23 protein-coding genes are annotated in these 26,171 nt (G+C 69.4%); 12 read left to right on the forward strand and 11 right to left on the reverse strand.

The window, feature by feature from the left end; translation table 11 throughout:
- Nucleotides 1-5 precede the first annotated feature (5 nt).
- Together J0910_RS03920 and J0910_RS03925 are read right to left on the reverse strand one after the other, a co-directional pair.
- Complete coding sequence (locus J0910_RS03920; protein ID WP_420157137.1) at nucleotides 6-182, reverse strand: DUF397 domain-containing protein; 177 nt, start codon at nucleotides 180-182, stop codon at nucleotides 6-8.
- Entirely contained in the window at nucleotides 179-988 is an 810-nt protein-coding gene (locus tag J0910_RS03925) for a helix-turn-helix domain-containing protein (protein WP_420157138.1), read from the reverse strand. The genes J0910_RS03920 and J0910_RS03925 overlap by 4 nt, the downstream gene beginning before the upstream one ends.
- Before the next feature lie 188 nt (nucleotides 989-1,176).
- Here J0910_RS03925 and J0910_RS03930 point away from each other — a divergent pair, with 188 nt between their 5' ends.
- Both J0910_RS03930 and J0910_RS03935 read left to right on the forward strand, forming a co-directional pair.
- The gene (locus J0910_RS03930; protein WP_420157139.1) at nucleotides 1,177-1,614 is read left to right on the forward strand and encodes a hypothetical protein; all 438 of its coding nucleotides are present in this window, start codon (nucleotides 1,177-1,179) and stop codon (nucleotides 1,612-1,614) included.
- Between the two features lie 115 nt (nucleotides 1,615-1,729).
- The gene (locus J0910_RS03935; protein WP_420157140.1) at nucleotides 1,730-3,970 is read left to right on the forward strand and encodes a hypothetical protein; all 2,241 of its coding nucleotides are present in this window, start codon (nucleotides 1,730-1,732) and stop codon (nucleotides 3,968-3,970) included.
- On the opposite strand, the gene J0910_RS03940 is transcribed toward J0910_RS03935, so the two are convergent.
- The gene (locus tag J0910_RS03940) at nucleotides 3,958-5,343 is read right to left on the reverse strand and encodes an outer membrane protein assembly factor BamB family protein (protein WP_420157141.1); all 1,386 of its coding nucleotides are present in this window, start codon (nucleotides 5,341-5,343) and stop codon (nucleotides 3,958-3,960) included. The two genes, J0910_RS03935 and J0910_RS03940, sit on opposite strands and share 13 nt — an antisense overlap.
- 278 nt (nucleotides 5,344-5,621) lie before the next feature.
- On the opposite strand from J0910_RS03940, the gene J0910_RS03945 reads away from it, so the two are divergent.
- Genes J0910_RS03945 through J0910_RS03955 form a run of 3 tightly spaced genes read left to right on the forward strand, consistent with a single transcriptional unit; the run spans nucleotide 5,622 to nucleotide 9,148 of the window.
- Nucleotides 5,622-5,951 carry a hypothetical protein gene (locus J0910_RS03945; protein WP_420157142.1) on the forward strand — a complete coding sequence of 110 codons (330 nt, stop codon included), beginning with the start codon at nucleotides 5,622-5,624 and terminating at the stop codon, nucleotides 5,949-5,951.
- A gap of 38 nt (nucleotides 5,952-5,989) precedes the next feature.
- Entirely contained in the window at nucleotides 5,990-8,536 is a 2,547-nt protein-coding gene (locus J0910_RS03950; protein ID WP_474646586.1) for a TPR repeat domain-containing protein, read from the forward strand.
- 21 nt (nucleotides 8,537-8,557) lie between these two features.
- Nucleotides 8,558-9,148: a hypothetical protein gene (locus J0910_RS03955; RefSeq protein WP_420157143.1), complete on the forward strand. Its 591-nt coding sequence runs from the start codon at nucleotides 8,558-8,560 to the stop codon at nucleotides 9,146-9,148.
- A 20-nt stretch (nucleotides 9,149-9,168) separates the two neighbouring features.
- Here the strand turns inward: J0910_RS03955 and J0910_RS03960 are convergent, their stop codons facing one another.
- Both J0910_RS03960 and eccCa read right to left on the reverse strand, forming a co-directional pair.
- Nucleotides 9,169-10,317, reverse strand: coding sequence for a hypothetical protein (locus J0910_RS03960; protein WP_420157144.1), 1,149 nt, complete (start codon nucleotides 10,315-10,317; stop codon nucleotides 9,169-9,171).
- Nucleotides 10,318-10,349: 32 nt separating this feature from the next.
- Entirely contained in the window at nucleotides 10,350-14,231 is a 3,882-nt protein-coding gene (gene eccCa / locus J0910_RS03965; RefSeq protein ID WP_420161882.1) for a type VII secretion protein EccCa, read from the reverse strand.
- Between the two features lie 297 nt (nucleotides 14,232-14,528).
- On the opposite strand from eccCa, the gene eccD reads away from it, so the two are divergent.
- From eccD to J0910_RS03990, 5 genes are all read left to right on the forward strand, one after another.
- Nucleotides 14,529-15,866 (forward strand): type VII secretion integral membrane protein EccD, encoded by a 1,338-nt coding sequence (gene eccD / locus J0910_RS03970; protein WP_420157145.1) that lies wholly within the window; start codon nucleotides 14,529-14,531, stop codon nucleotides 15,864-15,866.
- A gap of 180 nt (nucleotides 15,867-16,046) precedes the next feature.
- A complete protein-coding gene (locus tag J0910_RS03975; RefSeq protein ID WP_420157146.1) occupies nucleotides 16,047-16,385 on the forward strand; it encodes a hypothetical protein in 339 nt (112 codons plus the stop codon).
- A 47-nt stretch (nucleotides 16,386-16,432) separates the two neighbouring features.
- Nucleotides 16,433-16,720 (forward strand): WXG100 family type VII secretion target, encoded by a 288-nt coding sequence (locus J0910_RS03980; protein WP_420157147.1) that lies wholly within the window; start codon nucleotides 16,433-16,435, stop codon nucleotides 16,718-16,720.
- Nucleotides 16,721-16,736: 16 nt separating this feature from the next.
- Nucleotides 16,737-17,120 carry a hypothetical protein gene (locus J0910_RS03985; protein ID WP_420157148.1) on the forward strand — a complete coding sequence of 128 codons (384 nt, stop codon included), beginning with the start codon at nucleotides 16,737-16,739 and terminating at the stop codon, nucleotides 17,118-17,120.
- Nucleotides 17,121-17,151: 31 nt separating this feature from the next.
- Complete coding sequence (locus J0910_RS03990; protein ID WP_420157149.1) at nucleotides 17,152-19,392, forward strand: serine/threonine protein kinase; 2,241 nt, start codon at nucleotides 17,152-17,154, stop codon at nucleotides 19,390-19,392.
- Nucleotides 19,393-19,425: 33 nt separating this feature from the next.
- Here J0910_RS03990 and J0910_RS03995 read toward each other — a convergent pair whose 3' ends face one another.
- From J0910_RS03995 to J0910_RS04015, 5 genes are all read right to left on the reverse strand, one after another.
- Complete coding sequence (locus J0910_RS03995) at nucleotides 19,426-19,695, reverse strand: type II toxin-antitoxin system RelE family toxin (protein WP_420157150.1); 270 nt, start codon at nucleotides 19,693-19,695, stop codon at nucleotides 19,426-19,428.
- A complete protein-coding gene (locus J0910_RS04000; protein WP_420157151.1) occupies nucleotides 19,692-19,970 on the reverse strand; it encodes a type II toxin-antitoxin system Phd/YefM family antitoxin in 279 nt (92 codons plus the stop codon). The genes J0910_RS03995 and J0910_RS04000 overlap by 4 nt, the downstream gene beginning before the upstream one ends.
- A gap of 187 nt (nucleotides 19,971-20,157) precedes the next feature.
- Complete coding sequence (locus J0910_RS04005) at nucleotides 20,158-21,324, reverse strand: S8 family peptidase (protein WP_420157152.1); 1,167 nt, start codon at nucleotides 21,322-21,324, stop codon at nucleotides 20,158-20,160.
- Nucleotides 21,325-21,862: 538 nt separating this feature from the next.
- Nucleotides 21,863-22,246, reverse strand: coding sequence for a hypothetical protein (locus tag J0910_RS04010; protein ID WP_193790263.1), 384 nt, complete (start codon nucleotides 22,244-22,246; stop codon nucleotides 21,863-21,865).
- A gap of 497 nt (nucleotides 22,247-22,743) precedes the next feature.
- Nucleotides 22,744-23,676 (reverse strand): PrsW family intramembrane metalloprotease, encoded by a 933-nt coding sequence (locus tag J0910_RS04015; protein WP_420157153.1) that lies wholly within the window; start codon nucleotides 23,674-23,676, stop codon nucleotides 22,744-22,746.
- A gap of 161 nt (nucleotides 23,677-23,837) precedes the next feature.
- Here J0910_RS04015 and J0910_RS04020 point away from each other — a divergent pair, with 161 nt between their 5' ends.
- Nucleotides 23,838-24,491: a GntR family transcriptional regulator gene (locus tag J0910_RS04020; protein ID WP_420157154.1), complete on the forward strand. Its 654-nt coding sequence runs from the start codon at nucleotides 23,838-23,840 to the stop codon at nucleotides 24,489-24,491.
- A 50-nt stretch (nucleotides 24,492-24,541) separates the two neighbouring features.
- Nucleotides 24,542-25,765 (forward strand): MFS transporter, encoded by a 1,224-nt coding sequence (locus J0910_RS04025; protein ID WP_420157155.1) that lies wholly within the window; start codon nucleotides 24,542-24,544, stop codon nucleotides 25,763-25,765.
- 145 nt (nucleotides 25,766-25,910) lie between these two features.
- Here the strand turns inward: J0910_RS04025 and J0910_RS04030 are convergent, their stop codons facing one another.
- The gene (locus J0910_RS04030) at nucleotides 25,911-26,120 is read right to left on the reverse strand and encodes a DUF6458 family protein (protein WP_420157156.1); all 210 of its coding nucleotides are present in this window, start codon (nucleotides 26,118-26,120) and stop codon (nucleotides 25,911-25,913) included.
- Nucleotides 26,121-26,171 lie beyond the last annotated feature (51 nt).

Raw genomic sequence — 26,171 nt, forward strand, 5'->3', positions numbered from 1 at the left:
TCCCGTCATGGGGCCTTCACCGAGGCGAGGAACGCCTCCCACTCGGCGGCGGGGAATTCGAGGTGGCCGAGGTGGCGGTGGCGGGTGTCGCGGACGGCGGTGGTCCGGCCTTCGGCGACCTCGACGCAGTTGCTTTCGCCCGTTGAATAGGTGGCCGTGTGCCAGGTCCGTCGAGGACTCACGGTAGTTCTCCTCTGATCCGCTTCATCAGGGACAAGGACTCTTCGGCGGGGAGAGCCGAACCGAGGATGTCGGCGAACAGGCTCGCGTGCTCGGCGACATGATCGGGGTTCTCCACCGGCCCGCCCGCCCGCCGGACCTCCCGCCACAAGATGTCCCCGAGGTCGGGGACGCTCAGCAGGCGGAAGGGGCCGTCCAGCCCTGGATGCATCTTCGTTTTCAACGGAACGATCAGTAGCTCTATGCGCTCATTGCCAGATGAGGCGATGAGGTGGTCTATCTGTTCTTTCATCACCTGCGTTCCACCGGTGGGGCGCAGGAGGACGGTTTCATCGATGACCGCCGTGTATCGGGGAGCGGCGGGAGAGGCCAATATCCGCTGTCGCTCCAGGCGGGAAGTGACCAGGGCGTTGACCTGCTCTGGTGTGGCGTTCATGTTCCCGGCGCGGATCGTGGCCCTGGCATATGCCTCAGTCTGGAGGAGACCGGGCACGACGAGGGGATGGTAGTCCCGGATGCACGCGGCTCTCTGCTCTAGCTGCGAGACCTCCTTGACCCAAGGGGGGACCTGATGGGCGTTGAAGCGGAGCTTCCAGGAAGCCGCCACCCGCCCGCGAGTGGTGAGCACGTTGTCGATTCGTTCGACATGCTCCCATTTCGGGGCCACGCGACCGCGCTCGATATCGCTGATCATCGATTGGGACATCGGGATCGCATCGGCCAGCTGCTGCTGCGAGAACCCGCTCTGTCTGCGGAAACGGCGTAAGTCGTCACCGAACTTGAGAGCGGCGTCTTCAGTGGGAGTCATTGATCACCACCTTTTACCGATACTCTATCGGATTCCATCGATGGGTATAGCTGTTTTTCGAGGACAGCAGCGATATGTGGATATCGGTGGCGGCGCCCGGTGATGGTGAACCCATCGAAAGGCCCCCGCGACGGTGCCAGCCGTCCGGAGGCGTGGCCATCACCCGACTTTCACACCGAGGTGACGACATGTGCCAGGGTATCCACCATCGCGATGGGGAGCGCTTCCCCACCCTGTGGAACCTGCTGTCCGTACTGATCCTGCTCGTGGTCCCGGTGCTGGGCGTGCTGCCCGACCCCGGGCCCGGCCCCCGCCACGCGCGCGGGGCCCGCCGCCTGCCCGAGCCCCCGCCCCGCCGGGAGGACCCGCCTGCGGTTCCGCCCTCGCGCTGCGTCCCCGGGGTGGCCCCGGACTACAACGCCTTCCTCGCGCTGCACACCGAGCACCGGGCCACCTGGCTGCTGACCTACCGCGAGGAGTCCGACAAGCCCTACCAGGCCGGCAACCGCATCGACCCCGACATCGCCCTGGCCGCCACCACCCTGCAGGCCCTGGCCCGCGCCCTGGCCTCCTTCCCCGCCCCGGCCTACGCCCGCCCCTACATCGACTGCGTCCGCACCGACTGACTCCCGACCGGGAGGGGGAAGCCGCGCGCCCGGCCCACGGGGGACCGGGCGCGCGGCCGCGCATCGGACACTCGCAGTAGTCTTCAGCTCGCAAATCGGATTCGGAAGGGCGAGGATGAGCGAGCCGGACAGAACCCCCACTGGAGCGGCGACCACGGCCGAAGAGGCCGGAACGGAACCAGGGAAGCCGCCACCGAGCGACCTGGAGTCCACCGGCGGCGTGAAGGAACTCCTGGCGAAGGTCGCCCGCACGGTCCCGAAGACGCTGTGGCCGATGCTGGTCGCCGCCTTCCTGCCGGCCGCGCCGCTCCTCCTGCTCGGCCACGGCCTCCAGGTGTGGGAGAGCAGGGACGCCGTCTACCTCAACGGCTCCCTGGAGGCGCTCTCCGACCCGAGCGCCCCGTTCCTCGCCTCCGCCGGGGTGCTCGCCCTGCTCGGAGTGGCGCTCGTCCCCATCGTCATCGGTGCCCCTGTACTGATCGGCGGCGCCGCCCTGCTGGGCCGGACGATCGCCGTCCGCGACGCCTGGCGGGCCGCGCTGCGCCGCTACTTCACCGTCCTCACCTGGTTCCTGCTGGTGATCGCGCTCGCCACGGCGGTGGCGGCGGCCGCCATCGGTCTGGCGGTCGCGGAGACGCCGTCCTGGTTCGCGGTCGGAGTCCCCGGGCTGCTCGGCCTGCTCCTGCTGGCGCCGTTCATGGTGGCGCTCCCGGTCGCCCTGCTGGAGAGGCGAGGCGCGTGGCAGGGCCTGACGGTCGCCTACCGGCTGGGGCGCGAACGCCGCCGCATCCACCTGATGTTCGTGGTCGCCTCCTGCGGACTGTCGGCCCTGGCAAGCACCGGGCTGGACCGGCTGCTCCAGGCCTGGCCCGGCTGGGGCGACGGGCACCCGGGCGCGGAGGCGGCCGGCCTGCTCGCCTCCGCGCTGGTGCTCGCCCCGGCGGTCCTGCTGCTCTGCGCGCCCGTGGTGTACCGGGAGCAGGCGGCCCCCGCCGACCTCGTGCCCGGCCCGGACCTGGACCGGATCGCCGCGCACCTTCCCCCGCCGCACATCGGAGGCCGCTCCTGGGCGGTGCTCCCGGCACCCGCCCTGGCCGCGCTGCTCCTCCTCCCGACCCTGGCCGGCCCGGCGGCGCTGTGGGCGAACCCGTTCGATGCCCTGTACCTGGAAGGGAGTCCCATCGACTCGGTATGGAACGACGATGGCGTCGTCGACATCTCCCCGCAAGGGGAAGGGGCGCTGATCGCCGTGGCGAACGGGGGAGCGTTTCTGGAAGTCTGCGACCCCGAGTGCGAAGCCGTCACCGAGAACGGGGGCTTCGAAGGGGGCGGCGCCGCAGTGGTCGGCGAAGGGCTGGTGCACACTGGCTGGCAGGACTCCTTCAACTGGGAGGCAGGAGAAGAAGAGTTCTACGCCCCGAACCCGGACTCCGGTCTGTACCTGTGGTCCTGCGTTGACGCCACCGACTGCGATCTGGGCGACGGAACCCAGATCCGCTCCTTCCAGGGCGATCTCTACAGCCTCGCCTCAGCGGTGGCACCCTATGGGGACGGTCTGGTCATCGCCTCCTACGTGCCGCCCGCCGATGACAGCGACTCGGCCAGGGGGATCGGTGACGACGAGGGCGATCTGCTCCTGCAGGTATGCGACGAGCCGACCTGTGCCGATCCGCGCACGATCGAGCCGCCCGGCGACGTCGCAGCGGGCGGCTTCCCCACCTACGACGCGTTCCTGGACATCGCCGTCTCTCCGGCGGGAGGCTTCGCCGTCGCCGCCTTCGACGCCTCCTACGGCGTCCTGAACGTCATCTCCTGTTCCGACGCCGAATGCGCCCAGCCCGAGGTGAACGAGATCTTCGGGGAGCAGTTCCGCAAGAAGTTCGACGACGATCTGCAGGCCCGCTTCGGTGCGCGCATCGAGTACCGCCCGGACGGCACCCCGGTGCTGGCCTACCGGTCCATTCCGGACGGCGCAGTACACGTGACCGACTGCCATGACGCGGCCTGCACCGACTTCACCGACAGAACCATCACCGGCCCGGCATGGAGGCGGCCGCTACCGGGGCTGGCGGTGGACTCGCAGGGCAACCCGCAGCTGGCCACCTTCGACCCGGCCGAAGGGCGGCTGGTGCTGCTCTCCTGCCTGGACGGCGGCTGCACCGAGACGGTGCGGACCCCGCTGGCCCGCACCGATGAGGAGCCCGGGGTGAGCGCGCTCGCCCTGGACGATGAGGACCGGCCGCACATTGTCTGGGCGGACGCGGACGGGGAGGCGTTCCTCGGCGGCCGCTTCCTCGCCGATGCGCGCTATCTGCGCTGCGCCGAGCCGCTGTGCGGCGCGCTTCAGACTCCGTAGTCGACCGCGAACAGCCGCGGTGACGTGCACCGCCACCCGCCGGCCCCGACGTCCGGCCGGGGCGGCTCCAGCCCGCCGGGGGCGCACCCGTTGTACAACCCGACGGCGGAGCCGTCCTCGGCGGCGTAGGAGGCCAGGTTCCAGACCGCCGTTCCCACGTCGACGCTGAACTCCTCCACCCCGGGGCCATAGGCGTAGGGGGCAGCGGTGATCAGGTCGGCCATGGGGGCCTCTGGATCAGATTCCCGGTGCTGGGCACCGAACTGGTCGATCGGCACCTTGGCCCCCTCGGAGACGTCTTTTTCTGAGACCTTCCCGGTTCCGGCGTCGATCGCCCGGTGTTCCTCGCCTTCCTGCACGTGAACCAGGTCGCCGCCGGGATCGATGGAGATGACCGAGACCGGCTCCGGGTACTTCCAGAGCGTCTCTCCGGTCTCGGTATCGGCGGCCCAGAGGAGGCCGTCGTCGCTGTCCTGGATGGCGAAGACCGCCGTCCCGTCCGCCACGGTGAGCAGGTCGGCGATATCGGCCCTCTTCGGCAGGTCGACGTCGGACAGCGTCCGACCGTCCTTCAGACCAAGGCGGATCAGCCGGGACGGCCCTTTCTCATCCTTGCCGGGCTTGTCCAGGAGGTACGCTCCATCGTCGTTCAGAGATCCGACGGAGGCATCGGTCGGCGGTTTTCGCGACCACACGATCTCACCGCTGTCGGTGTCGACCAGGAAGTACCGGCCGTCGGCGTCCTCGATCAGGACGCGGCGCTCGTCGGTGGCCTCCGGGGCGATGAAGGCCGAGGCCGTGTCGATGTCGATGCGCTTCCACTCTCCGCCGCTTTCCGGAGAGACCAGATAGAGCAATGCCTCCTCGGTTCGTTCACGCCAGGCATTGACGATCAGATTGCCCCCCGCGAAAAGGACCTCTTTCACGTTTTTGGACTGCTCAGGATCGACTGTGACCTCCCACAGCTTCTCGCCGGTCTCGGCGTCCACCGCGATGAAGTGGTCCTGCTCGTAGTAATGGACGGTGCCCTGGTGGGCCAGCGCGGAAGGAGAGGAGTAGGCCTGGTCCAACCACTCGGCCTCCGGGAGCAGCAGAGGGGTGCCGCTGTCTTCGTACACCGTGTGGTAACCGCCGTCCAGCGGCAGCGACCAGCGCACCGACCCGGCCTCCCCGCAGTCGCCGACCTCCGCGCAGGTGACCACCCGGTCCGGACTGATCGCGGTCGGCTCCGACGGCAGCTCGATCTCGGCTTCCTCTTCCTCCGACGGTGCACATGCGGAGAGCAGCACGGCGCAGAGGACGCCGGCGGACAGAGTGAGCCGGCCGCGGCGCACGCCGAAGGTTTCCGTGGCATGCGGGAGCGGGCGCTTCATCAACGGACTCCTTCTGGTGTGGACGACGAGTTCGGGGCTTCCCGATCACGAGCTGTACGTGTTGCTGCCTGCTCGGTAGGTGAGCCCCGACGAGGGGAAATACGCAGCTTGTGAGGCTGTGGCCGCAAGCGGCCGCCGAATGACCACCTCAGGTGAGTAACCGTCACAAGACACGGGGTAACCTAGCAGGTCGTAACACCACGGGAGCCAGCGTACGGCACGGAATTGAATTAACAGTAATAATTTCATTGGAAGCCCGGTGAAAGGAGAGAGATTAAGTGAGTGGCGTCGGTGTTAATGGAAACCCCGCAGTATCAAAAGCGGAAGATGCCCAAGGTGCGGCAGGGGCGATGGTTGGCTTGAGGGGGGATTTTGTAAAAGCGATGGGATTGGCTGAGACTGCTGTAGGGAAAGAGCCCGGTGTTGGGGGGTATGAAGAGTACATGGTGCGAAACGTTAACTATATGGCAAAAGTCGAAGAACATTCGATCTCTGCAGCGGAAAACACAGAAGGAGCGAGTAAGTCTATAACGAACGAGGACGCTGAAGCGGCGGAGACGTATGACCGCTCTACGGGAGGAATTTCGAGAAATATTAATGTTTACTAATTGAAGTCAATATAGAACAGAATCGTTGGGAGTAAGTCATGGGGTTGGTCTACAAGAAGCCGGACGCTGAGCCGGGGGCTGTTGAAGATGCGGCCGGGGAGATCTGGGCGGTAGGTGGAACGCTTATGGGCCAGTCGGGAGACGTCAGAGAGCATCTTACGGGAGCAGCGAACGAGTTCACGGAGTTGGTATCGGATGATATTCGCAGCGCCGGTATCTACAGTGAAGGTAAATGGAATAATGCTGCGGAAGCTATTTTTCATGCGGCATTTGTGACAGAGAAATGGGCTTCGGACCTTAAATGGTACGATCTTGAGATCGTTAAACTAAAGACACAAGAGGCATTTCACAGAGTTAGGCTTTTGGGGATTTTTGGAACCTTGGAAGATGCAACCAATGTGGCAAATGCAAAAGAGTATGCAGATATTCTTGAAGGTCTGAATAAGCAGGCAAAGAAACTATGGGATGACTTGAGTGATCGGGGTGACGACTGCCAGAGAGTTCTTAGAAGCGGTTGGTCCGAGAGTGCAGTGAAAGAACTTGGGCAGTCAATTGATATGGGGTGGGCTCCATATAATGTAAGTGGAGCAGGAATGCCTCTTCCTGTCACAAAGAACGAGGGAGAGGAGATGGCTGAGGAGATGGAGCTTTACGCAACGGGACAGCGCCCGATTGACGATCGTTACTATGAGATTATTGCAGCTCTAAATGCCGTTAATGCTCGGGCTTTGGAGAGCCAGAGAAGAGGAGCGAAGCTCAGCGAAGATGAGATAGCCTTCCTGGAAGGCTTCCACACCGAACTAGGGAATCTGGAGAAAAACGGCGCGCAAGGCGCGCTGGCGGTCCCGTTCCTTCTCGATGAAATGGGATTGGTGGACTCTGAGGGAAATCCGACTCAAGAGGGTGCCGATCTTCTGAAGACCCTTGGCGGGGGGATCCTCGTCCTCTCCAATGCCGACTATGGCGGTGGGTTCGACCGGCTCCCCCCAGAGCTCCAAGCGCTCGCCTATGGTCCGCAGGCTGATTACTATGGAAACTTCGTTCCCCCACAAACCGATCCCTCTTCATCGGAAGCGCCGCACGAAGAGAATACAGTAAGGGGTTCGGCCTGGCGCTCAGGAATGCTTGGGTTGGCAGGGCTCTTCGAGGGGGTGGATGAGAATCTTCGAGGAGGAAAGGCTTTCTCTGCAGGGATTACCACATCGATCGCCCATAACATGAATCTCCCCGACTCTCTCTCGGAGCCTGCTCGAGAGCTTATGGGGGCGCTCCCTGAAAAAGATATAAATAATATCCTTGAAGTGTCGACCAGAAACCCGGAGGCAAATCACGCTATTCTGACGGGTCAACATGACCATCGTTACTATGGCTCTGACCCATCGAAAACTATTGAAAATCTGTTCACGTATAACTGGGAAGACGATGAAGCCGTCTCTGGGCTCATCGATTGGATTCCAGAGTATGGAAGCCCAATGTATTCAGAAGAGACGCGAACTATGGCAGGGGAGGCCTCTGCGGCGCTCATAGGAATAATGACGAATCCGGAGATGTTCGATAGCCTGACTAACACAGGACTACAAAAGGACACTTCATTCACGGCATACAATGTTACTATAGCAGATAGTCTTACCGATATTTTTGAAAGGTATGTCGTAAGTTTTGCAGACTCGACGCTCGCGCAGGAAAAGTCCGGATCGAAAGCAGATATCGGGGCTGGTGATTTTTATGTAGAAACGAATAAGATTGCAATGGGGGGACTGGAAGCTGTTCGATTCATGCAGTATCTAGTCGGGAACGACTATACTGCAGCGAGAACTCTCGGAATAGTCGATGAGTACATTAACGTTGCGTACGGTGCTGCTCTAGTAACCGGCGACACGGTTCGTTACGCTGAGTCCAGCGGCGGCTTGTCGTCGCTCTATAATTCAGCACTAAGCAACGAAGCTATGGCTAGAGGTATCGACGAGGCAGAAGCGAATAAGAGAAATCAAAAAATTGCTGATCTGTCGATCGAGATCGGCAAGGCTGCGCTTCCAACAAGTCGCTTTCCGGTTGTCGCTGAAAGTGTTGGGTTTCTGATCGACGTAGCTAAGGAACCTACGTTTAAATATCTTTTCCCCACTCCTCCGCCGGCAGAGATGCGGCTGAATGGGGCGGAGGTAGAACTGAAACCAGAGATGATTGAGCGGCGCTTTCAGATAATGTCACTTGGCCATTCACTCAGTGGTTCAGATGGCGTTATCAGTAAAAGTGAGCTTGATTCGCTGAGTGATGAAGAGTATAAGACTTTGGTCGATGACTATGGTGTTATTAGAGAAGATAGAGATGGGAATTATCGAGTAGAGGTTGATCCTGAAAAATGGAAAAACTACAACCCGGAGGATACGGGAGCAGATGACCCCGCAGGGGGAACTGACAACACCAAGATCGATCAAGCTTTGGTGAATTCAGTTACTGGTGAGGCGGAAGATCGATCTGACGATTTTGTGTCTTACTATGAAAAAAACTGGAATGGAACTAAAGAAGCGTGGAGTGCGAAGAGCGAGGGGGAATATAAAGCCAAAATCGAAGGAAAGAAAAAGTGATCGTTTTGGTGTTTGCCTGCAATGGGATGGTATGAAACGGTGAATGATAGAAGGAGGCGTCGACTTCCTGGGCTTCTCGGTGGGGTTGCTATCGGAATTTTGATGCTGACAGCAGCTTCGTGCGCTACGAGTGGGGCAGACGGGTCGCCTTCCGAAGAAGGGGATAGTCCGGAAACTTCAGAAAACCTGTCTGCTTCATGGGTTACTCGAGTCGTTAGGGTCTATCTAATTTCGGAGCAGTTTGAGGAATTCTCTGAACCCGAGAAAGAAGAGTATCTGGCCGGGGTGGATAATTATAGGGGGGAGAGCGTTGACATATTGACGTCAGGTGGAATAGTTGAAGAAGAGGAAGGTGGGGGGCTTGAAGTAGTTCAAGATTACCAGAAGTGGAAATTTTGGGATCGCCTTAATGAGGAAGGCGGCGATTTTGCCGATTTTCAAATAGCACTGGATGAGAGCCTTTGGGAACTGGCTGAAGAAAGGGAGGTTGAAGTTTGCGAAAAAAAGGTGAAAGGTGTGGAGATAAGGAGAGAGTATATGGAAAACCACTTCTCTCCAAGTGATACTCAGGAGGAGCAGGTTGCGAAAATCGAAAATTATTTTTCATGTTAATTGGTGAGTGGTTGTGAAAGTTATGTCAATCGGGTTGCCAACGGATACCCATCCATAGACGCGTCCCGCGGCACCTTGAACAGCTCTTCCGCCTCCCTCTCCGGCTCCCCGCCCTCTCCGAGTGGGAGCCGGTACCACGCCTTCTCCGTCTGGAGGAGGACCGCATCGTCCTCGGCCGAAAGCAGGTACTGCACCACTTCCCCCTCCCCCTCCAGCAGCGGGGTGTCGGTGAAGGCCGTTCCGGTCTCATCCAGGGTGATCAGGCGGCCGGCCGGGCCGGTGCCCCCCGGTGTCTGAGTGCCCTGCTGGGCCGTCTGCCCCTGCTGCTGCGGAACGGGCTGGACCCCCTGCGCGGGAGATGGCGCCATGGCCCCGCCCACCGGCGACAGCAGGGCCGTTCCTCCGCCCCAGACCGGCGCCCCCGGCAGGTGCTGCCATTCGGTGCCGGCGGTGGTGAGGGAGGCGTTCATCAGGTTGTCGCCGCTCATCCGGACCGTGAGGGGCTCGCCGGCGGGGCCGGTGGCCTGGGTGATCGGGGCCTGGTCGCGGATGTGCAGGGCGCCGTCGGGGTCGACGGCCCACTCCGAGGGGGTGCCGTGCTCGTCGAAGGGGACCGTGCCCTCCTGGGTGGGGGAGGCGGTCGGGTCGTCCAGGGGGACGGAGAGCACCTGGAAGGAGCCCGCCTGCCCCTCGGCGGCGCGGGCGGCGAACCAGATGCGGTCGCCGTGGATGCGCGGGTCGGTCCAGACCTCCGCGGGCGGGGCCTCCAGGGCGCCCGCCTGCTCGTAGATGTAGCCGCCCTTCTGGTCCTTGGTCAGCTGGGCGACCTGGACCGTGGGCGACTCCGGGGGCGCGTAGACGAAGTGGTTCCAGTCCTCGGAGAACCAGGAGTGCGCGGGCAGCGCCGGCGCCATCGGGTCGACCGCCCCCTCCGGCAGCTGGAAGGACGCCTTCTCCTTCCCCGAGTCGGGGTCCAGGAAGACCAGGGCCTGGTCCTGCTCCGGGTCGCCGCCGTCGTGGCCGCGGTAGAGCAGCGCCAGCCCGGTCGGCGGCCCCTCGGCGGAGCCGCTCCCGGCGGCGGTGCCGCCGGCCTCCGTGCCGGTCGAGCAGGCGGACGTGGAGAGGAGGGCCGCGGCCGCGATCGCGGCCGCGGGGCGTGCGAAGCGCATCGGAACGCCTTTCCGTTCTCTGGGGGCCGGGGCTACTCGGCGGGGTCGCTCCAGGCGACCTGGACCTGCTCGGGCGGGCGGCCGCGCTTGGCCAGCAGCGCCCGGCCCTGCGGCAGCCGGCGGGAGGCGACCCCGTTGGCCAGCCGCCCCTCCGAGCGGTCGCCGGAGAACAGCACCCCCGGGGTGGACATGTCGCCCAGTCCCTGCAGCACCGGTTCGAACACCGCGCGCGACGCGCCGCCGGTGCGGCGGGCGGCGATCAGGTGGAACCCGATGTCGCGGCCCTGCGGCAGCAGCTCCGCCAGCGGCGACAGCGGGCTGGTCCGGCCGGCGACGATGTCCATGTCGTCCACCACCACGAAGATCTCCAGCCCCTTCCACCAGCTGCGCTCGCGCAGCTGGCGCGGGGTGACGTCGGGCCCGGGCAGCCGCTCCTTCAGTGAGCGGGCCAGGTCCGCGGAGACCGCCTTGGTGTGCTCGGCCGACGTGCAGTACGCCAGCAGGTGCTCCTCGTCGACCAGGCCCAGGTGGGCGCGGCGGTAGTCGACCAGGACGATGCCGACCTCCGCGGCCGGCCGCGCCGCGACCTGGCGGAGCAGCGCCCGCAGCAGCGTCGACTTGCCGGTCTGCGGGTCGCCGTAGACCACCAGGTGCGGGTCCTCGTCGAACTCCATCGAGGCGGGGCCGAGGTCGCTCTCGGCGACGCCCATGACCAGCTTCTTCCGGCGGCGGGCGGGCTTGGTGGAGGAGAGCAGGCCGTCCAGGTCGACGCGGGCGGGCAGGGTGCGCACCTGCTGCACCTCGCCCTGCTTCCACCGGGCGCGCAGCCGGTCCACCAGGTCCCGCACGCCGTCGGAGAGGTCGGCGTCGCCGGCGGTGCCGTCCAGCCGGGGCAGCGCGATCTGCGCGGTGTTCTCCTCCGGCAGCAGCGCCCGGCCGGGGGTCTCCTTCGGCAGCTCCTCGGAGAGCTTGCGGTCGATGCCGGAGTCGAAGGCGTCGGTGAGCCGGAACTCCATTCGGCCGCCGAACAGCGCCTGCAGCCTGCTGCGCACCTGCGAGCTCGCCGCGCCGGTCAGCAGGGTGTGCACGCCCAGCGAGGGGCCGCGCGAGGCGATGTCCAGCAGCGCCTCGTCGGCGTCGTCGAAGGTCTCCCGCACCGACGACCAGCCGTCGATCAGCAGGAACACGTCGCCGGCCACCCCGGAGGGCGCCTTCCCCTCGGCGCGGGCCCGGCGCAGCGCCGCCGGGGAGTCCAGGCCGAGCTGCTGGAAGGCGCGCTCCCGCCGGTCCAGCTGGTTGCGCACGTCGGTGAGGACCCGCCGCACCCGCTCCGGGTCGGACCGGCCCGCGATGCCCGCGACGTGCGGCAGCCGCTCGAACGCGGCCAGCTGCCCGCCGCCGAAGTCGATGCCGTAGACCGCCACCCGACCCGGCGGGTACCGCCAGGCCAGCGAGGCGATCAAGGTGCGCAGCAGGGTCGACTTGCCGGTCTGCGGCCCGCCCAGCACGACCATGTTCCCCTCGGCGCCGGAGAAGTCCAGCTCGGTGGGGACCTGCCGCTGCTCGCGGGGGATGTCGGTGACGCCGACGACGGCCTTCACCTCGGTGGGCTCCGGTTCCACCGGGTCGCCCCCTGCGTCCTCCCCGGCGAGTTCCAGCACCTGGTCCAGGGTGAGCGCGGGCGGCAGCGGCGGCAGCCAGACCGCGCGCACCGGCGGCGCGTCCGCCGCGACGATCCGGTCCACTGCCACTTGCAGCGTGCTGCGGGCCTTCTCCTCGCTCCGCGCGGGCTCGGCCGGGGCGGCGGCGCCCAGCGGGCCGTCCAGCAGCAGGCCGAGGCCGTTGTAGGAGATCAGCGGCAGCACCGGGTCGTCGGACCGGTCGGTGTCGGTCGGCGGCGCGTAGGGCTGGGAGACCATCGCGGCCTTGAACCGCTCGAAGACCGAGGTGTCCACCTTCAGGTAGCCCGACCCCGGCTCGGGCGGCAGGTGGTAGGCGTCGCCGACGCCGATCGCCTCCCGGCTCTCCGCCTCGGAGAAGGTGCGCAGCCCGATCCGGTAGGACAGGTGCGACTCCAGGCCCTTGATCTTGCCGGACTCCAGCCGCTGGGTGGCCAGCAGCAGGTGAACCCCGATCGACCGGCCGATCCGGCCGATCGCCACGAACAGCTCCGCGAAGTCGGGGTGCGCGGTGAGCAGTTCGGAGAACTCGTCGATGATGACCAGCAGGTGCGGCAGCGGCTCCAGATCGGTGCGGCCCCCCGCCCGCTCCTGCTCGTAGGCGTGCAGGTTGGGCAGGTTCCCCGCGTCCTTGAGCAGCTGCTGGCGGCGGGTCAGCTCGCCGTACATCGCCTCGCGGAACCGCATCACCAGGCCGTCGTCGTCGGCGAGGTTGGTGATCAGCCCGGCGCTGTGCGGCAGCCGGTCGGTGTCGGCGAACGTCGCGCCGCCCTTGAAGTCCACCAGCAGCAGCGCCAGCCGCTCCGGCGGGTGGCTGATCACCAGCGACGCGACCAGGGTGCGCAGCATCTCCGACTTGCCGGAGCCGGTGGCGCCCACCACCAGCCCGTGCGGGCCCATCCCGCCGAACGCCGACTCCTTCAGGTCGAGCAGGATCAGCCCGCCGGAGGGGCCGATGCCGATCGGCACCCGGAGGAAGTCGCCGGTGCTCCGCGGCCGCCAGGTGCGGCGCGGGTCGAGCCGGGCGGCGTCCGGCACGCCCAGGATCTCCGGCAGGCCCACGGTGCCGTGCAGCGCGTCGCCGCTGTCGGTCGCGGCCAGCCGCAGCGGCGACAGCAGGTGGCCGATGGTGGTCATCAGCGCGGCGCCGGCCCGGTCCGCGGTTCCGGACAGCGGCGGGTCGGCGTCGGCCGGCCGGGTCGCCTCCCCGATGTCCTCGGCCAGCGCGCCGTCGGCGTCCACGGTGAGCCGCATGTCGACCTGCTCGGGCTCCTCCCGGCGGTCGCCGAGCAGCACCACCAGGTGGATGCCGAGGTCGGCCAGGGAGGAGACCGGCGGCTCGGCGGCCAGCCCGGACAGCGTGGACTGGAACTCGCCGTCCACGATGAGCACCAGGCGGCGGGTGCCCGGTCCGGGCCGCTCCCCGCGGCGCCGCTGCATGTCCACGGTGCGCTGCTCGATCTCGGCGGCGAGCAGCTCCGCCATCTCCATGGTGTTGCCCGCGACCAGGCGGGTGGTGAACGCCCGGCCGGGCCCGACGTGCTCCAGGTCCTCGGCGGCGTTGTGCGGCAGCCACTTCAGCCAGTCCCACTCGGCGAGCAGCCGCTGGTGCCGGACCACGCCGATGCGCACGTCCTCCGGCGCGGAGGACGCGGCGATCTGCGCGGCCAGGGCGCGGGCGGCGTCCCGTCCGGCGGCGCGGTCGCCCACGACCGAGACGGTGCCCAGCTCCTCCAGCGGCAGCACCAGCGGCATCTCCGGGACCTCGGCGTACAGCTCGACCAGCTGGTCGCCGAGGCCGCGGCAGACCGGGTCGTAGACGATGAGCGGGTTGGAGGTGTCGACCCTCAGGCTGAGCCGCCGCGCCAGCGGCCGGGTGCCGGTGCCGATCCGGACCCGCAGGAAGTCGGGGTCGCTCGCGCGGCGCTCCCAGCGCCGGGCGGGCAGCCGCACCGTCTCGGTGAGCAGCTCCGGGGCGGGGTGCCGGAACGCGGCGCCGGCCCGCTGGGTGGCGGCGACCTCGCGCACCGTCTCGCGGAGCTGGTCCAGGTAGTCCAGGTAGCGCTCGCGCTGCTCCCGGATCCGCTTGCGCGGCCCGTTGTGCTGCGCGGTGAACATGACGATGCCGATGACCACGCTGGCGATCATCACCAGCATCGCGGCGGCCGCGTACAGCGGCCGGTTCCCCATCGTGATCGCCATCAGCAGCGAACCGGAGCCGCTGATCACCGGCATGATGATCATCGCGATCGAGCTGTTGGCCGGAGGGTTGTCCGGCAGCTGCGGGGGAGGGGCGATGACCAGCGGGTCGGACCCCGGATCGGGGACCGAGTGGCGCGCCGGCCGGTGGATGAGTGTGGTCGCCACGGCGAGGTCTTTCGTACGGCTGGGAACAGAGAGGAGCGGGGTTGCTACGGTAATGATCCCGCGATCGGGTGCTTTCACCTAATTCGCTGCGCACGGACGGCGTTCGAGCGACCACCGCGCGCACTTGTCCTTCCCCATCTCCATCCTGTAAAGGACCAGACGGACGTGAGTGGATACTGTCGGGTCAAGGTCGCCGGGCCGCAGCGCTGGGCGGACCTGGCGCTCCCCGGGACCGTGCCGGTGGCCGGCCTGCTGCCGCAGGTGATCGGCGTCTGCTCGCCGGAGGCCGACGGCACCCGTCCGGCCGGATGGACCCTGGTCGACGCCGGGGGCGCCCCGGTCCCGCCGGAGTCCACCCTGGAGGCGGCGGGCGTGCTCGACGGCGACGTGCTCACCCTGCGCCGGGTGACCGCGCCCGAGCGCCCGGCCCACGTCGACGACGTGCGCGGCGCGGTGGAGGACCGGGTCGACGAGTCCGGCGGCATCTGGACCTCCTCGACCACGTTCGCCTTCGGCACCCTGGTGGCCGGAATCGGCCCGCTGCCGATGCTGGCCGCCATGCAGTACCTGGACCCGTCGCCGCTGAACATCGCGGTGGCCGCGGCGGGCGCGCTGCTCTGCCTGGCCCTGGGGGTGTTCGCCTCCCGGCGCGGGATGCGTGCGGTCTCCGGGGTGCTGCTCGGCGCCGCCTGCGCCTGGGGCGCCTCGGCGTCGGTGCTCGCCGCCCTGCTCGCCTCCGGGCCGGACCCGCTGGTGCTGGGGGTGTTCGGCTGCGTCGGGGCGCTGCTCATCGCGGCCGTGGGCTGGGCGCTGAACGAGACCGGTCTGGCCTACCTGGCCGCGCTGGCGGTGCTCGCGGTCTCCGGGGGCGTGCTGGCCGGTACCGGCATGTTCACCGACCCGGCCCAGGGCGCCCGCGCCGCGGCCGTGCTGCTGGTGCTGATGGTGGGCGCGCTCCCTCGGATGGCGCTGTCCATGGGCGGGCTGTCCGCCCTGGACTACGAGGTCCGCCACTCCGGCCAGGTGGCCACCGACCGGTTCGAGGAGACCCTGACCAGCAGCGACCGCCTGCTGCACGGACTGGTCCTGGGCTGCGCCCTGGCCGCCGCGGCCGCCGCCCCGCTGCTGGTCCTGCTCGGCGGCCGGACTCAGGACGTGCTGCTGGCCGCCCTGGTCTCGCTGCTGATGGTCTTCCGCGCCCGGCTCTTCGACCGGATCCGGCACACCCTCCCGCTCCGCCTGGGCGGCACCTTCGGCCTGGGAGTGAGCGCCCTGGGCGCCTGGACCCTGCTGCCGTCCCTCGGCCCCTGGCTCCCCGCCCTCACCCTCGCCGCCGGCGCGGTCCTGGCCGTCCTCAGCTGGGTCCGCCTCGCCGACGTCCCCCGCGCCTCCCTCCGCCGCACCCTGAACGGCGTGGAGATCGTGCTGGTGATCGCGCTGTGCGGGGTGCTGGCCTGGTCGATGGGGCTGTTCGACCTGGTGGTGCGGCTGACCTCGGACTGACCGCCCGGTCCGCCGCGGCGCCGTCGGAAGAGGCGGGGGAGTTTCCGGCGCAAGGGGAGGTGAGACAGGGCATGTCCGGAATCGGACATCTTGGGGTGTGTGATCGTCGGTGAGGGACGATACGCTCACAGTGAGCCCATGCGTGGCGTGGGTGATCCCCTGCGTGAGAAGGAGTGTCCTGTGTCGAACTATGCCGGTTTGACCGAGGCCGATGCCCTCGGGAAGGGCGGGGAAGACCTCGGGATCTCTTCCGAGGGGCTCTACCAGCGGCTCAACAACCTGATCCAGGACATGGACCGGGACGGGGACTCCCTGCAGGGCAATGCGCTGGCGAGGTTCCGGGACGCGCGCAACGAGCTGACCACGCGGTTCGACGAGCTGATGACCTGGTGCCGGAACAACGGGATCAAGCTCAACGAGGGCCAGCGGGAGTTCACCGCGGTCGACAGCGACTCCGGGGACGAGTTCGCGGCCGCCGGGCGGCAGGCCGGGGGGCTGTCCCGGCCGATCAACGGCTGACGCCGGGCGCACGCTGAGCCGAGCACGTCTGAAGGAGAGGAAGAGTCGTGAGCTACGAGGTCTACGGCAACGTGGCGGGCCTGCAGGGCCTCGCCGAGGACCAGCAGGGGCACCTGAGCCGGTTCCAGGCGATCATGGAGGAGATCAAGACCCAGTCCGAGACCACGGTGAACAAGTGGGAGGGCTCGGGGAACGACCAGTTCAAGGCCAAGGCCGAGGAGTTCGACACCCAGTTCGCCGCGGTGAACGACGCCTTCGCCAAGGTCATCGACGCCACCGACGGCGCCGCGAACAGCTACTCGCGGCTGACCAACCACCTGAACAACCTGTTCTAAGCCCCTGCTCCGCGCCATGACCCAGCCTGCGACGACGCCCCCGCCTCCTGCCCCGCGACCGGGGCCGGCCCCCGGAGGGCCCGCGCCCGCGGACGCCGGGGAGCATGTGCCGGAGGCCTTCCACTTCACCCCCAACGCCGAGCAGTACGTGCTGCAGGCCGACGCGCTGCGCCGGCGGCAGCTGCGCGCCGCCCTCCTCTACGGGTCGAGCCGGTACTGGCGGCGGCGCCAGGCGGTGTGGCCCGCCCTCATCGGCGGCGCCATCCTGATCGCCCTCATCTGCGGCGGCATCGCGGTGCACGCGGCGTTCGAGAAGCAGCAGGTCATCAACGAGCAGCGGAACAGCGGCGGGCAGACCGGCCCGCTCTTCGGCGGCCCGGGGCAGCAGGGGGCGCCGTGACCGCCCCCCGATCGGAGAAGTGAGCACGCAGATGCCCGGTGGAGAACCGCCTTCCACCGACTGGATCCCCGGTTTCCACTCGCCCGTACTCGCCTACCGCGGCCGGAACTCCCAGGTCTTCAAGGCCGTCAGCGCGCGCACCGGGGCCCCGGTCGCGGTCAAGGTCATGCACGCCCCCGGCGCCTACGACGAGATCCAGCTCCTGCGCGACCTGGCCGGGGCCCGCGGGCTGGTGCCGCTGCTCGACGTCGCCCGGGCCGCCACCGGGGAGCCCGCGCTGGTGATGCCGTTCCAGCCGGACGGCTCCTACGCCGACGTCATCGCCCGCGGCGGGCCGGTCGGTCTGGCCGAGGCGGTCCGCGCCGGGCGCGCCGTCGCCGGCGCGCTCGCCGCCGCGCACGCCCGCGGCCTGCTCCACAACGACGTGGTGCCCGGCAACGTGCTGCGCGCCGGCACCTCGGCGGTCCTCACCGACTTCGGGTCGGCCGCCGCGGCCGGCTCCCCGCCGCCCCGCCTGCGGACCAGCAGCGAGCTGGCCTTCCACGCCCCGCCGGAGATCCTCCGGGCCCGCACCCCCGTTCCCGCATCCGACGTCTACGCGCTCGCCTCCACGCTGTGGACGCTCATCGCCGGGCACGCCCCGTTCTCCGACGGCAGCGGCGACCGGGCCGACGCCCAGGCCTCGGCCCGCCGGGCGCTGCGCGAACCCGTCCCGCCGCTCCCGGAGGCACTGGCCCCCGCGCAGGTGAGCGGGCTGCTCGCGGCGGCCATGGCCAAGGACCCGGAGGACCGGCCGGTGACCCCCGCCGCGTTCGAGACCGAGCTGGAGCGGATCTGGAGCGAGGCGGGCGCCGCGTTCCGGTCCGACACCCCGGCGGCGGGTACGCGCCCGGCCGCTCCGCCCCCCGCGCGGCCCGCGCCGCCGCCCGGGCCGGGCGGCACGGAGCCGAGGCCGGCGCCGCCCTCCGGACCCGGTGCGACGGAGCCGCGGCCGGCTCAGCAGGCGTCGGCGGCACCGGTGGCGCCCGCGTCGCCGAACCGGCCTTCGCGACCGCCGGCGCGGCCGGGCGCGGCTCCGACCGCCCCCCGGGCGCCCCACCCGGCGCCGGCGGCCCGGCCGGCCGAGGAAGGGCCGACCGGGCCGGCCGCGGCCCCCGGGCGGACGGCGGCGGTGCCGTCGGGTCCGCAGGTCCCGCCGGTCCCGCAGGAGCGGCCGGGACCGGGCGCCGGGGCGGCGCCGCAGCCGCTGTGGGGCGCGCCGGGCGGGCACCCGTCTGCGGCGCCGTCTCCGCAGGTCCCGCCGGGTCCGGAGGACAGGGGCCCGGGGCCCGCGCCGGAGCGGTCGGCGGGAGGCGCCGACTGCCCACCCGCCGCGCCGGCTCCACCGGAGGAGCCCGAGCCGCCGGTCCGCCAGGTCGGCCGGCGGCCCCAGGCCAAGCCCACCCCGCTGCCCAGCGAGGGCGGGGAGGAGCGGGCGGCGCCCTCCCCGGAGCTGCCGGAGATCCGGACCGAGGCGTGGGCCCTGCTGGAGGGGTGGAGCGGCGGACCGGACTCCCCGCCGCTGCCCGGCGCCGCCTGGAGCGGGCCCGAGCCCGTGGACGGCGGGCCCGACCACAGCGACCTGGAAGGGCCGGCCCGGCCGCCGCGCTGGCGCCGCCACCTGCACATCGCCGCCGCGGCCGGGTCCGTCCTGGCGGTCTCCGCGCTGCTCGGGGTGGGCGGGGCGGTCCGCCCGGCCGAAGTGCGGACGGCCGCCGCCGAGGAGCCGGCCGCCGAGGAGAAGGGGAAGGACGCCGCCGCGGACGAGGGGAAGGGCGCCGGAGAGGCGTCCGGCTCGGAGGGGAAGGCCACCGCGCCGCGGCCCCCCGGGCGGGTCTGGCTGGAGGACGGCTTGACCGGGGTGCAGGTGAAGTGGGAGGACGCCTCCGGCGGCACCGCCCGCTACTTCGTCGTGGGCGGGGTGTCCGGGCAGCCGCAGACGACGCTCGCCCGCACCGGCCCCGGCGTGGAGGAGGCCCAGGTCCCGACCGGGAGCGAGACCGCCGAGTACTGCTTCACCGTCGTCGCGGTCGACGGCCTGTCCGCTCCGTCCGCCCCGGCCTGCACCGACCGGGCCGGCGCCCGGGCCCAAGCCCAGGCCGAGGCCGAGAAGGAGCGGGAGGAGCAGGAGGCCGCGGAGAAGGAGAAGGAGGAAGAGAAGAAGAAGGAAGAGGAGAAGGCGGCGGAGGAGAAGGAGTCCTCTTCCGGCGCTTCTTCATCCGCCGAGGGGTAGGACGGCGGGTGCTCTCGTGTCACCGGTACTGCTTCAGTAGCGGCGGTACACGTTCGTACGGGGGCCGACCGCGATGACGAGGATGACGAGTCGATCATTCTCGATGCGGTAGACGGCTCTGTAGGAGCCACTCCTGATCCGGTAGAGGGAGTCGTGTCCTTTCAAAGGCTTCACCTGGGGGTTCGGGGCATAGGGATCATCGCCGAGCGTGCTCAGTGCGCGCAGTAGCGCGATGGCGTCGGGCTGCGGGATCTTCTTCAATGCCTTCGTGGCGGCCTCTTCGAAGACGAAGGCGTACTTCAAGCGGCGTCCCCAGGGTGTGCTTCGCCCATGATCTCGGCCATCACCTCGGACATGGAGTAAGTACGTCCACTGCTTTCGGCCTGGATCTGCTCGGCCTCCTTGGCGAGCTGCTCGTCCTCCCACTCTTCGAGCTTCTCGAGCATGAACATGGGAACGAAGGCGCCTACGGGTTTCCCATCGCGTGTCACCACCGTGACGCTGCCCTCCTGGGCCGCGGCATCGATGGCTTTGGCGAGTCCGGATCTGAACTCTCGGATGCTCATCGTCTCGTCCATAGGGTCAGTGTACTCAGAATGTGTACACATTGCTGGTAAAACGTTAGTTCATCGCCGTGTGGTGGGGCGAAATTACTAGCGTTTTGATAGTTCATCGCCGCGGGGAACGGGTGCGGCCCCGGCCCGGAGGGGGTCCGGGGCCGGGGCCGGGTCGGGGGTTTTCAGGGACTGCCAGCGAACGGGGTGCTTACAGGCCGGAGACGTTCAGGAGGAGGTTGGGGGTGTTGGCGGGGACGCCGGAGAGCTTGTCCTTGGAGGCGTTGTCGGTCAGCCAGGTCTGGACGGTCGCCTGGTCGGCCTGGCCGTTGGCGTCCTTGTAGAGCGCGGCGGCGCCGGCCACGTGCGGGCTGGCCATCGAGGTGCCGCTGAGCGCGTCGGTGCCGCCGCCCGGGACGGTCGACTCGATGTCCACGCCCGGGGCGTAGATGTCCACGGGGGAGCCGTGGTTGGTGAAGTAGGCCGAGGCGTCCGAGGAGTCGGAGGCCGCGACCGTGGTGACGCCCTCGGCGCGGGCCGGGGAGACGTTGTTCGCGTCCTGGCCCTCGTTGCCGGCGGCGACCGCCACGAACACGCCGGAGCCGGCGAGCGCGTTGACCGCGTCGTCCACCGCCTGGGAGGCCGGGCCGCCCAGCGACAGGTTGGCGACCGAGCCCTCGGGGGCGTTCTGGGCGACCCAGTCGATGCCGGCGATGACGTCGGCGTAGGTGCCGCTGCCGTTGTCGTCGAGGACCTTCACCCCGAACAGGTCGGCCTCGGGGGCGACGCCGTAGGAGGCGCTGCCGATGGTGCCCGCGACGTGGGTGCCGTGGCCGTTGCCGTCGGAGCCGTCGCCGCCGGTGGCGTCGAAGGCCGACGAGGCGCGCCCGCCGAAGTCGGGGTGCCCGGCGTCGATGCCGGTGTCGATGATGTAGGCGGAGACGCCGGCGCCGGTCGCCTGGGTGGTGTAGGAGTCGTCCAGGGGCAGGTCCTCCTGGTCGATCCGGTCCAGGCCCCACGGAACGGCGCTGGCCTGGACCTTGCCGACCTGCTCGACGTAGGCGACCTCGGGGTTGGCGCGGACCTCCTCGACCTCCTCGGCGGTCAGTTCGGCCGAGTAGCCCTCCAGGACCTCGCTGTAGGTGTGCTCGACGTCCTTGGCGGAGATGTCGACGTCGCCGCTCTCCACCGAGCTGGTCTTCATGCCGTCCTCGAGCACCACGATCCACTCGCCGGAGACGGCGGCGTCGCTGGTGCGCAGTGGAGCGAGCTCGTCGGCGGAGGCGGCGCCCGCGCCGCCCAGCAGCGCGGCGGGGATGGCGAGCAGGCCCGCGGTGGCGACACCGATGGTCGTCCGCTTCGCGAAGGTCTTCTTCACGTGCACCCTCCTCATGGGAGCAGGGCCCGGAACCCGTTGGGGGTGACGGGCCGTGTGACGTGTTTCGTCACGACGCGGGGACTTTAGCCAGAAATCCGGGGAATGCGACAGGGTCTTCACGTTCTGTGACCCTGTCGGGCAGTGCCGGGAGAAGGTGTGCAACTTGTGCACCCTGCGGCCGCTTTTCCTGTCAAGGCGTCTAGGTGGCAGGATCCGGCCAGAAAAACGTGTAAACCGTGTGTTACCTGTGGCGTTACGTAATCGGTGGCTCGTGTTCAGCGCCGTGTCCGGTTCCGGTCCGTATAACGGAAGGGGCCGCGCCCGAATCGGGCCGGGCGCGGCTGCCGAAGGCCGGCGGGGAAGAGGGGGCGCCCCGGGCGGGCGCAAGGAGGCGCGCCGGGGCGGCGGCCGGTGGCAGGATCCGGCCAGCGGGGAACCGCGCGGGGCTCCGCGGGGTCTGAACGGGTGGAGACGGCGAAAAGCGGAGCGCCGCCTCCCTCGGGGGAGAGGCGGCGCTCCGGAGGTCTCTGCGGGGCTCTCAGGCGGCGCTGAGGTCCCGGGAGTGGTGCCGGCCGCGCTCGAAGGTGCGGCGGTGCGTGGAGACCGGCGAAGAGGGGTACAGCAGGGCGGCGGCTCCGGCCGGGTCACTGGCGGGGTGGGTGACGGTGTCGCCGAGGTAGTCGCTCCAGATGTACTTCCCGTCGCGGCACCAGACGTTGATCCCCCGCATCACCGAGATGACGGCCATCTCGCTGGTGCCGGCGCGGTACATCGGCCGGACCGCGGAAGAGACGAGCTCCTCCCAGAGCGCCACGATCGCGCGCTCGGCGCAGAAGGCGTGCCGTGGTCTGTGCTTGACCCGGTTGGCCAGGGCCGTCTTCACCCGGTTCGCCCTCGGGTTGTTCAACCGCCAGTGACTCAACGACGTCTCCCGATGTGTCGGTTGCCGCGGTGGGGTGCCGCTCATTCAGATGCGGCCACGTGTCCGCGGCCGGACCACGTGCCCGGCCTCCGTCGGGGCGGGTGCCTGACCCGTGATCTCCACAAAGCTCAGCGAGGGACAACGGCTTCGTTACCTCGCGGTTATTCTTTGCGATCCGGATAGTAGCAGCATCTGACCCCTAGGGGTCGAGGGCTTCAAAAGTGGCCCATGTCACATTCTCGAATCTCGGGAAGAGTCGAGGTTTGGAATGTCTTGGCAGGTCAGATCGGTGGACTCGAACGGGTGGGCGAATCGGGGGCGCGTCTCCGAGGTGCGCCGGCCCCCGGAAGGGGGTGCCCGCGGCAGGGCTCGCGGAGGGCGTGCCGGGGCGCCGGTTCCGCCTGCTCCGTGGCGGTTTGCGGGTGGGTTGTCACAGATGGTGCTGTGATGGGCGTCTCTTGGGCTTCGGTTGAGGTTCGCTTGACCTTCTCCCCTTCTCAGGTCCGCTGTCCGGTCGGCCGGTTCCAGCCCCGGGCCAGAGCGGTCAGCCACCCCACCCCGAGCACGGCGACCAGCGCCATCCCGGCGCAGTCGAGAACCGGTACCAGTGCCGCCTGGACCGGGGTGAACGGCGGGATCCGGCCCTGCTCCAGCAGCTGGGCCTGCCAGTAGGTGCCGGTGAAGAGGAAGGCCAGCACGGCCGCGATCGAGTGCACCGAGTCCCAGAGCGCGTGCAGCAGCGAGACCCCCAGGAAGGCGAGGAGCACGCGCAGCGTGATCCGCCAGCGCCCCGGGGAGGAGGCGGCGAACAGCACCCCGCCCAGGATCGCCGTCCACAGGCCGTGCCCGACCGGCGCCAGCAGGCCGCGCAGGATCTCGGTCTGCACCAGGGCCAGCAGGTCCAGCCCGCTCTCGGTGATCAGGGCGTTGAGCGCGTAGCCGGCGCTCTCGAAGGCGGCGAAGCCGAACCCCACGGTCGCGCCGAGCACCATGCCGTCGCGCGGGGAGGTGGACGCCAGGCCGCGGGCGGTGAGCATCAGCGCGCCCGCCTTCACCGCCTCCTCGATCAGCCCCACCCCGAGGTAGACGAAGGCGGCCTGGCGGAGCAGGTAGCTCTCCAGCAGCGAGGCGCCCAGGACGCCGAGCACCCCGCCGACGATGAAGCCGAAGAAGAGCGCCTCCGGGCCGATCGCGCCGCCCGGGGCGGTCCGGGTGCGCTCGTAGGCCCAGCAGACGAAGGTGACCGGGACCAGGAAGCTGCCCAGCAGGATGACGGTCGGCAGCAGGGTGGGGTTGGCGGTGGCCAGCGTGACCGCGACGGTCGCCAGCCACAGCGCCAGGCCGGTGCCGAACAGCCGGGGCCAGACGTGCCTGCGGTGCTGCCGCCGCGCGGTGTGCTGCGGGCGCGGCGGTGTGCGGGGCGGCTGCATGTTCCCTCACCCTCCTTGCGCGCCCTCCGGGCGTGGGCGCAGCCGCCATGCTGGCAGGGGAGGGAAGGGGGGCGGCGGCGGATCGCGGGCGCGCTGTGTGACCTTTGCCCGACTCCGGGGCGTTCTTTCCAGGTCCGGGCGCATGCCAGCATGGATACAACATGGATACCGTCACCGGCAGCGCGACCGAGCGCGCCTACCGCCACACCAAGAACGCGATCCTGGACCGCCGCTACGCCGGCGGCGAGCTGGTCAGCGAGGGCGACATCGCCTCCGCGGTCGGCGTCTCCCGCACGCCCGTGCGCGAGGCACTGCTCCGCCTGGAGTCCGAGGGCCTGGTCCGGCTCTACCCCAAGCGGGGGGCGCTGGTCGTCCCGGTCTCCCCGGAGGAGATCGCCGACGTGGTGGAGGCCCGCAGGCTCATCGAGACGCACACCGCCGAGCGCGCCGCGCGCGCGGGCGGGCAGGACCGCGCCGAGCTGGCGGTCCGGCTCACCGGGCGGCTGGACGAGATGCGCGCCGCGCTGGGCGCCGGGCCGGACCGGCCCGCCTTCATGGCCGCCGACCGCCGCTTCCACCGGGAGATCGTCGAGGCGAGCGGCAACCGGATCCTGATCGGCCTGTACGACTCGCTGCGCGACCGGCAGCTGCGGATGATGGAGGAGGGGGCGCGGACCGTGCGGCGCATGGAGCGCAACGTGGAGGAGCACGCGGTGATCCTGGAGGCGGTCCGGGCCGGGGACGCGGAGGCGGCGCGCACCGCCGTCACCGCCCACCTGGACACCGCCGCGGAGCTGCTGGGGGTGCGCCGGTGAGCGCGGAGGGAACGGCGGAGGCCGCGCGCGTGCGGACATCGGGTGATCGGGTGACGGACCCTCCCGGCGGGGCGCGCGCCTGGCTGGTCTGGACCGTCGGCGTCGGCGTCTACTTCCTCGCCATGTTCCACCGCAACGGGATGGGCGTGGCGGCCCTGGAGGCCCAGGAGCGCTTCCAGGTCGGCCCCGCGGCGCTCTCCCTGCTGCCCATGCTGCAGCTGCTCGTCTACGTGGCGCTGCAGGTGCCGGCCGGGCTGATGGCCGACCGGGTGGGGCCGCGCCGCTCGCTCCTGCTCGGCCTGGCCTCGATGGCGGCGGGCGTGGTGCTGTTCGCCTTCGCGCCCGGCATCGGCGCGGCGGTCGCCGGCCGGGTGCTGATCGGCCTCGGCGACGCCGTCACCTTCCTCAACGTCATCCGGCTCGGTGCGCTGTGGTTCCCGCGCCGCCGCTACGCGCTGGTCAGCGCGCTGACCGGGGTGGTGGGCGGCCTCGGCCAGGTGGCCAGCGTCGCGCCGCTCTCCTTCGCGCTGCACGGCCTGGGCTGGACCGGCGCGTTCCTGCTCACCGGCGGGGTGACCGCGGTGATGATGCTGCTCGTCGCGCTGGTGGTGCGGGACCGGCCGAAGGGGGAGCCGGCGCCGCACCCGCACGCCTCCGTGTCGGTGCCGGAGAGCCTCAGGGAGGCGCTGCGGGCCCGCGGCCCGCAGGTGGGCATGGCGCAGCACGCCGCGCTCATGGCGCCCTACACGATGCTGGGCGTGCTGTGGGGGTACCCGTTCCTGGTGGAGGGCGTGGGGCTGAGCCCGGCGCAGGCCGGTGCGCTGCTGACCACCCTGGGCGTGGCGGTGCTGTGGATCTCCCCGGTGCTGGGCGCCGTGGTGGGCCCGCGCCCCGGGCTGCGCCGCCCGATCGGCATGGGGCTGGCACCGCTGCTCGGCCTCTGCTGGCTGGCGCTGACGGCCTGGCCGGGGAAGCCGCCGGTGCCGCTGGTCGTCGCGGTGATCGCGGTGAGCGCGGCCGCGGCGGTGATGGCCCCGGCGCTCTCCTTCGACTTCGCCCGGGACGGCATGCCGCCGGAGCGCACCGGGGTGGCCTCCGGCCTGGTGAACATGAGCGGCTTCACCACCACGGTGCTGGCCACCGTGCTGGCCGGGGTGATCCTGGAGTCCGGCGCGGGCTTCCAGGCGGCCTTCGTCCCGGTCACCGCGACCACGCTGGGCGCGGCGGCGCTGCTGGTGGTGCTCCTCTGGCGCTACCCGCGGCAGGACCGCTGACGGCCCCTCGCGCGCCCGCGCGCCCGCGCGGGGGAGATAAGGGGAGGCGAGGGGAGGGGCCCGCCCCGGTCGTCGGCCGAGGGCGGGGAGGCGGGTGCTCTTCCGCGCCCGCCGCCTTTCCCGGCGGCGGTCCACCGGCGGCGGTCTAGAAGACGTCCGGGTCGCCGCGGATGCCCGGGCGGGGCCGGTCCCGCCGGGTGATCATCAGGATGACGGTGATGACGACGACGGCCGCCCCCGCGGCCATCAGGATCATCCCGATCGCGTTCAGGTCCAGGCCCGCGACGTCGGCGGTGATGCCGAAGGCGAGCACGGCGCCGATGACGATGAGGAAGATGCCGAGTCCGATGCCCATCTGAGCCTCCGTACGGAGTGGGAACACTGGCCGTCCGTCCGCTCGGCAGTA

It is taken from the genome of Nocardiopsis oceanisediminis, assembly GCF_048595525.1.
In the GTDB taxonomy this organism is placed as follows: domain Bacteria; phylum Actinomycetota; class Actinomycetes; order Streptosporangiales; family Streptosporangiaceae; genus Nocardiopsis_A; species Nocardiopsis_A oceanisediminis.